Below are 7,514 nucleotides of genomic sequence, written 5' to 3' on the forward strand. Positions count from 1 at the left end.
ACTGAGCTTTGCTCAAGAGATTAATTAAAATAGAACAAAACCTCATCCCCCTAGGGGGGATGTTAGGCTTAGCACTATTAAAGTATTGAGGCTAATCGCATGGTTGCCACGCCCGAAAAGCTGGAATATCAGGATGTAAAAGCTACCCAAGGGGGCGATCGCGTTGCGGTGCTGCTAATGGGCTATGGTGAAGTCGAAAGCTACGAAGATTTCGCCAACTATAACGAACAAGCGCTAAATTTGCTAACGGCAAAATTTGCCCCCGTTCCTACCTGGATTTATCCGCCGCTTGCTAAGCTGCTTGCCGTGTTCGACCTGCACGAATGGAGCCACCAGCACGGTAACTTTATCTCTCCGCACAACGCCATTTTTGAAAAGCAGCGAGCTGGCGTTGAAAAAGCGCTAAAAGCACAGTGGGGCGATCGCGTAAAAGTCTTCAAAGCTTTCAACTTTTGCGCCCCTCATTTGCCCGAGCAGGTACTAGAGCAGGTCAAGGCCGAAGGCTTTGACAAACTGCTGATCTACCCCCTGCTGGTCGTTGATTCTATCTTTACCAGCGGTATTGCCGTAGAGCAGGTGAACAATGCCTTAGTGCAACTGGCTGATAGCCCAGAACACTGGCTAAAAGGCACGCGCTACATTCCCTCTTTCTACAACGAGCCAGCCTATGTCGATTTGCTCGCTGACATGGTGGCAGACAAAATTCAGCAAGATCTGGCGGTGGCGCACCTCCCCTCACAGACCGGGATTGTGCTGATGAACCACGGTTGCCCCCACAAAGCCAAAGGCTTTACCTCCGGCATTCGCGAAAGTGAACTTCTTTACGAACTGGTACGAGAAAAGCTCATCTATCGCTACCCGCTAATTTCGGTAGGTTGGCTGAACCACGACACGCCATTGATTGAATGGACACAACCCAACGCCACCCTAGCGGCCAAAAACCTGATTGATCTGGGGGCAACGGCTATCGTTTTTATGCCGATTGGCTTTGCCACCGAAAACCACGAGACGCTTTTAGACGTGGAGCACATCATCGTTAGCCTGCGCAAAAAGCGACCCGACGTGACCTATGTGCAGATGGCCTGTGTGAACGACGATCCCCGGTTTTTGCAGATGGCGGCTGAGTGGGCTAATCCCCAAATTGCCGATTTACTGAGTGAACAAGCGGTGGCGGTTAGCCCAGCGTTAGCCAAAGCGCAAGCTCAAACGTTTCATGGTCACCACCATCACCACGACCATCCTCACGAGCACGGCCAGGGTCATCACCACCCGCACACTCATTAAGACTGAGTCAGGCGATCGCTTGCCAAAACCCGTTGAAGGAAAGAAATTCCAGGTTTACTCCTTAAGCCTGGAATCTTTATTTTCTGCAAAATTCTGTAGACAGCGGATTCACTATACTAAGCATACTTACTGCCAGGTGCTATAGCTAAGGCAGAAGGTTGAAGGCAGAGGGCAGACGGAAAGTTTTTCTGTCAGCGGCTTTCAGCTATTCAAGTGTCTCACGGTTGTGACTATAGCTCTACCCGGAAGCGACCCCTGTAAGCCGATCGCTCAGCGAGTGCTTAGTCACGGCTTCCAGTGATTAGCCTCTAGATCAAACCTAAAAATTACAGCTTTTGATGTAAGTCTTATGGTTCAAACGCCTGCTTATACGTCTCCTAAATCTCAAGTTGAACTAGAAAAAGTCGAGCGACAAGAAGAAGATATTGACCTCGAATTTCTCTACACCAGAGATATTGAGTTTCGCCAGGAGACTATTTATTTTCTAGTCGTCGATCGCTTTTGTGACGGCGACCCCGACAACAGCGAAGGGCCTAATCCTGAACTTTACGACGCTACCCAAACTGATTGGGGCAAATATTGGGGCGGCGATCTGCAAGGGGTGATCGATAAACTCGACTACCTCAAAAACCTGGGGATAACGGCTGTTTGGCTGACCCCTTTGTTTGAACAGGTTGAGGGTCTGTTTATTGAAAGTGCGGCAATTCACGGCTACTGGACGAAAGATTTTAAGCGGTTAAATCCGCGCTTTATCGGCAAAGACGAAAACCCTTCTCTGAATGAAACTCAAGATACACGCGATACCGTCTTCGATCGCTTGATTGCAGAACTGCACAAGCGGGGTATGAAGCTAGTGCTAGATGTGGTCTGTAACCACAGCAGCCCAGACATTGATGGCGTCAAAGGAGAGCTGTACGACGATGGCGTCAAAATCGTTGATTTTGGTAACGACAAAGAGCACTGGTACCACCACTACGGCGAAGTAATGGACTGGGAAGACGAGTGGCAGGTACAAAACTGTGAAATGGCTGGACTCGCCACTTTTAACGAAAACAACGCTGATTACCGCAACTACATTAAATCAGCGATCAAGCAATGGCTCGATCGCGGTGTAGACGCCCTGCGGGTGGATACCGTTAAGCACATGCCGATTTGGTTTTGGCAGGAGTTTAACGCCGACATTTTGACCCATCGCCCCGATGTATTTGTCTTTGGAGAATGGATTTATAACCACCCTGACGACGAACGTTCGGTAGAATTTGCCAACAATTCTGGGATGACGGTGCTGGACTTTGGCTTGTGTGTCGCCATTCGCGGCGCGTTGGGTCAAGGGGCGGAAGACGGCTTTCAGCTCGTGCAAGATATTTTTGACTTAGACTCGTGCTACTGCGGAGCGACGGAGCTGATTACCTTCATCGATAATCACGATATGCCCCGGTTTCAATCGCTCAACCCCGACCCTCAAATGCTACAGGTAGCGATCGCCCTGATTATGACTTCGCGGGGCATTCCCTGTATTTACTATGGAACCGAACAATATCTGCATGACGATACCAACAACGGCAACGATCCTTACAATCGGCCAATGATGGAAAAGTGGGACACCACCACCGATCTCTATCAATATATTCGGCGGCTTTCGGGGTTACGTCGCCTCAATCCAGCGGTAGCCCTAGGCGGGCAGTGGCCTAAATATGTCATGCCTGATGTCTATTGCTACACCCGTCAGTATCGCGATTCTCGTTGCTTTGTAGCGATGAATCGCGGCGAAGCCATCACCGTGGATCTTGTAGAGACCGATTTTCCGGATGGTGAACACACCTGCATTCTGACCCAACGCAAATTTGAAGTTCAATCTGGCAACATTGCGGCACTGACGCTAGCAGCGCGGGAAGTGATTGTGTTAAGCCATGTGGGCGAGCGGGTTAAAGGGCAAACCATTGTGCGAGTGCAGCTCAACGGGGTGGATACCCAACCGGGCGAAGTTATTGCCGTCATTGGTGACTGTCCTGAGCTAGGCAATTGGGATATTGGCAAAGCCCACTGGCTGGGATATATCAATCAAAATACCTGGTTTGGCGAAATCCCTTTTAATGAAAGCGCTGGCAAACTCATCACTTACAAATATGTGATGCTGCGCGAAGGGATCTCACCCATTCGTGAAAATCTGGTGGCGCGTCGTTGGGTACTGGCCGAGTCTGGCACTGTCAAATGGCGAGATACCTGGGCTTGGTAGCGGCGCTTGCCAAAATCACCTGTTTGCTCGTTAGAGTAGAAACAGAACTGCTGTTGAGGCCATGACGCTAAGCGAGCAAATTTTAAGCCAGCTTCCTGGCGATGTTTGGGGGGGGCTGAGAAAAGCTGACCAGATGTGGCAGTCGCTCAAAGCTGGGACGCTTCCAGTTCCGCAAGTGGTGGCAGAACAGGCTGAGCCACTGGCCTCTACTTCCTGGGACGTGGTCATTTGCGGTGGCACTCTGGGCATTTTGCTGGGGGCGGTGCTGGCTCAGCGAGGCTGGCGGGTGGCCTTGCTAGAAAAAGGGTTTCTACGGGGACGCGAACAGGAATGGAACATTTCTCGCCATGAGCTATCGGTATTCGTCAAGCTAGGCTTGTTGAGTCAGGCGGAGCTAGACGCTGCGATCGCCACTGAATATAACCCGGCTCGAATTAGCTTTTTGGGAGGCACCGATCACTGGGTTGAAAATGTATTGAATGTGGGCGTTGATCCTGTCACGCTGCTAGAAACGCTCAAACAAAAATTTTTGGCGGCGGGCGGACACCTGTTTGAGCAAACGGCGTTTGCAACGGCTACCGTTCACCCTAATGGCGTGGCGATCAACGCCGCTGAAAAAAGCTTTGAGACGCGGCTGTTAATTGATGTGATGGGGCACTTTTCCCCCATTGCGCGGCAGGCGCGTGGCGGCAAAACGCCAGATGCAGTTTGTTTGGTGGTGGGCAGTTGCGCTAAGGGGTTTGCCGATAACTCAACCGGAGATTTAATTGCTTCTTTTACGCCCATTCGCAACCAGTGCCAGTATTTTTGGGAGGCGTTTCCGGCTAAAGATGGCCGCACCACCTATCTATTTACCTATCTAGATGCTGATCCCCGTCGGCCTAGCTTAGAGGCTTTGTTTGAGGAGTATTTAACGCTGCTGCCGGCTTATCAGCAGGTGAGCTTAGAGCAGCTAACCTTTAAGCGGGCACTGTTTGGCTTTTTCCCTTGCTACAAAGATAGTCCGTTGCGTTTTAGCTGGAACCGGATGCTGGCGGCAGGTGACAGCAGCGGTAGCCAGTCTCCTTTGAGCTTTGGCGGCTTTGGGGCGATGATTCGCCATCTAGAGCGGTTGAGCCACGGCCTTGATGAAGCGTTGACCCAAGACCTGCTCGACCACAAAGCCCTGGGAAAATTGCAGCCCTATCAGCCCAATTTGTCTGTGACCTGGCTGTTTCAAAAGTCGATGAGCGTTGGCGTTGACCAAAGTTTGCCCGAAAACCGAATTAACGAAGTGCTAGCCGCCATCTTTCAAGACATGGCTGCTCTCGGAGAACCCGTCCTCAAACCGTTTTTGCAGGATGTGGTGCAGTTTCCGGCCTTGGCCAAAACTTTACTCAAAACTTCGGTTTCGCATCCGCAACTAGTGGCGAAAATTATTCCCCAAGTTGGCCTTGTGAGTTTGCTCGACTGGATGGGGCACTATGCCAGCCTTGCCGCCTATAGCGCCTTGTATCCCTTAGCTCAGACGGCGCAAACCTGGGCTAAAGCGCTGCCGCCTCAGCCGCGCTACGATTACCACCGCTGGTTAGAGGCGCTGCGCTATGGCGCGGGGCAAGATTATTAGTATGGATTTTCCGATCGCGCGACAACGGTTTTATCAAGAAATTCAGCAGCCTGAAGCCGATATTAATCTGGCGGCGGCGGCGCTCTACATTGCCCAAGAAGCGTACCCGATGCTGGAGGCTGAGGCCTATCTCAATGCTTTAGAGGTGATGGCGGCTGAAGCCCGCGATCGCTTGCCGCCTGAACCTTATCCGCTCAAGATCATTCGGGCGATTAATCAGTATCTTTTTGAGGATCTACGCTTTCGCGGCAACAGCCAAGACTACTACGATCCGCAAAACAGCTTTCTCAACGATGTGATCGATCGCCGTACGGGCATTCCGATTACGCTAGCGCTGGTCTATTTAGAAGTGGCAAAGCGGCTCGACTTTCCGATGGTGGGGGTGGGGATGCCGGGGCATTTTTTGATTCGTCCGGCGATCGCTGAAATGGATGTTTTTGTTGATGCTTTTGACCAGGGAGCGGTTTTGTTTCGGGCGGATTGTGAGGCTCGGCTACAGCAGATTTATGGCAAACAGGCGGTTTTGCAAGATAGCTTTTTGCAGCCTGTTTCGGCGTCGGCTTTTTTGGCGAGAATGCTGACCAATTTGAAGCTGATTTACCTCAACCGTCAGGAACTAGAAAAAGCGATCGCCGCTACCGATCGCATTTTGCTGCTCTACCCAGATGCGATTTATCAGCAACGCGATCGCGGTTTGCTGCACTATCAGGCGGGGCAGTTTACCGCTGCTTACCGTGACCTGACGGCCTATGTGGAACATGCCGAAGCGCAGACAGAAGATATTGCCCAAATTATGCGCTTGCTAGAGCGGATTCAGCCTAACTAGCGCCTTGATTAAACCCTGAGGCTGAAATGCAATTGCTCAAAAACTGGGCACTTTAAGACTAAGCACGATTTATCGCATAGAACTCACTCCTCCACTCACCTCGGCCACGCGCCGAGGTTTTTTCTGGCAAGGCGATACAATAGAAGCTGCCGATTTGAACCGCTGCTATGGATGTGATTCCTGCTATTGACCTGTTGGGAGGCCGCTGCGTTCGCCTCTATCAGGGAGATTATGACCAGTCTCAGGTGTTTAGCGAAGATCCGGTGGCGATCGCGCAGCAGTGGGTTGAGCAAGGGGCGACGCGGCTGCACCTGGTAGATTTAGACGGAGCCAAAGCAGGGCAGCCTGCTAACTGGGAAGCGATTAAAAAAATTGTGCAAGCGGTGGATATTCCGGTGGAGGTGGGGGGCGGGTTGCGTACCTACCAGCGCGTTGCTGAGTTGTTTAGCTTGGGGGTGCGCTATGGCATTTTGGGCACTGCGGCGATCGAAAATCCAGAGCTGGTGGGGCAACTGAGTGCAGCGTTTCCGGGGCAGGTGATTGTCGGCATTGATGCTAGAAATGGCAAAGTGGCGACGCGGGGCTGGCTAGAAACTTCTGAGGTGGAGGCGGTTGAGCTGGCGCAACGGATGGCGGCGTTGGGCGCTGCTGAAATTATCTATACCGATATTCAACGAGACGGTACGCTCAAAGGGCCAAACAGGGCGGCTTTGCGGCAGATGGCCGAGGCGATCGCCATTCCGGTGATTGCTTCTGGGGGTATTGGTTCGCTCAGCGATGTGCTGAGCTTGTTGAGCTTGGCTCCGGTGGGGGTAACGGGGATGATTGTGGGGCGGGCGCTCTATACGGGGGATGTTTCGCTGAAAGAGGCGATTAGAGCGGTGGGGCAAGGGCGCTGGCAAGATGTGCCGCCTGATTTGGGGCAGTCATCGCTGGCGTAGAGCTGGGTGAGTCATAGGTTAGAGGCCGTTAGCGTAGCGTGACTAGCGAGTTCGTTTAAGTAGCTATTCACTATGAGCCTGCGTGGAGGACGATCGCCAAGGGGTCAGTTAAAATCGTGGGCAAGCCGTCTTGAGTATGACTATGACAGCGCTAGCCCCCTACGTTTCGCGCCCCCCAGTTGAAGACTTTCTAGCCGCTTTAGCCCAATCTCTACACCAGCCGCAGCAAAATCCGGCGGTGTTTCATGTGTGGGGTATTGGTGGTGTAGGTAAATCGACCCTAACGCGCAAAGCCCATGAAGCCCATGAAAAAACGGCTAAGGTGGCGTCGGTTTCCTTTGGTCTGACGGAAGGGATTGACGAGCCTATTTTGCTGATGGCGAAGCTCTACGAGCAAGTTGTGCCTAAAGATAGCTGGAGTGATCCATTTTGGGAGAAGTACGAGCTGTACTTTGACACCATTCATCAGCTCAACACTCAGCCTGCAACAGGGCGCGGCGATGTAGGGGAGGAGCAGGTGAAGCAGGTGAAGCAGCTTCTGAAGCTGGGGGTAGATGTGGTGGGGGAGTTCGCCCTATCAGAGTCGGCTAAGAAAGCGACTAATACCGCGATTGAGCGGGG

The 7,514-nt window shown here is 52.1% G+C and carries 6 protein-coding genes; all 6 read left to right on the plus strand.

What is annotated here, in order from left to right:
• Positions 1–99: 99 nt before the first annotated feature.
• On the plus strand, positions 100–1,284 hold the full coding sequence (locus ACTS3T_RS15720; RefSeq protein ID WP_377963546.1) for a ferrochelatase: 1,185 nt from the start codon (positions 100–102) through the stop codon (positions 1,282–1,284).
• A gap of 349 nt (positions 1,285–1,633) precedes the next feature.
• The gene (locus ACTS3T_RS15725) at positions 1,634–3,520 is read left to right on the plus strand and encodes an alpha-amylase family glycosyl hydrolase (protein WP_377963544.1); all 1,887 of its coding nucleotides are present in this window, start codon (positions 1,634–1,636) and stop codon (positions 3,518–3,520) included.
• A 61-nt stretch (positions 3,521–3,581) separates the two neighbouring features.
• Positions 3,582–5,126, plus strand: a complete 1,545-nt coding sequence (locus tag ACTS3T_RS15730; RefSeq protein WP_377963542.1) for an NAD(P)/FAD-dependent oxidoreductase — start codon at positions 3,582–3,584, stop codon at positions 5,124–5,126.
• Between the two features lies 1 nt (position 5,127).
• A complete protein-coding gene (locus ACTS3T_RS15735; RefSeq protein WP_377963558.1) occupies positions 5,128–5,952 on the plus strand; it encodes a SirB1 family protein in 825 nt (274 codons plus the stop codon).
• Positions 5,953–6,119: 167 nt separating this feature from the next.
• Positions 6,120–6,893 carry a 1-(5-phosphoribosyl)-5-[(5-phosphoribosylamino)methylideneamino]imidazole-4-carboxamide isomerase gene (gene hisA, locus ACTS3T_RS15740; protein ID WP_377963540.1) on the plus strand — a complete coding sequence of 258 codons (774 nt, stop codon included), beginning with the start codon at positions 6,120–6,122 and terminating at the stop codon, positions 6,891–6,893.
• 136 nt (positions 6,894–7,029) lie between these two features.
• Positions 7,030–7,514 (plus strand): hypothetical protein (locus ACTS3T_RS15745; protein ID WP_462935249.1); only part of this gene is annotated, 485 nt, incomplete at its 3' end.

Origin of the sequence: Almyronema sp., assembly GCF_052168255.1 — a bacterium.
GTDB classification, from domain to species: Bacteria; Cyanobacteriota; Cyanobacteriia; order Phormidesmidales; family Phormidesmidaceae; genus Sphaerothrix; species Sphaerothrix epifaneia.

Coding starts and splice junctions, on each gene's coding strand:
- ACTS3T_RS15720 (WP_377963546.1), top strand. CDS start 100: ATGGTTGCCACGCCCGAAAAGCTGGAATATCAGGATGTAAAAGCTACC.
- ACTS3T_RS15725 (WP_377963544.1), top strand. CDS start 1,634: ATGGTTCAAACGCCTGCTTATACGTCTCCTAAATCTCAAGTTGAACTA.
- ACTS3T_RS15730 (WP_377963542.1), top strand. CDS start 3,582: ATGACGCTAAGCGAGCAAATTTTAAGCCAGCTTCCTGGCGATGTTTGG.
- ACTS3T_RS15735 (WP_377963558.1), top strand. CDS start 5,128: ATGGATTTTCCGATCGCGCGACAACGGTTTTATCAAGAAATTCAGCAG.
- hisA (WP_377963540.1), top strand. CDS start 6,120: ATGGATGTGATTCCTGCTATTGACCTGTTGGGAGGCCGCTGCGTTCGC.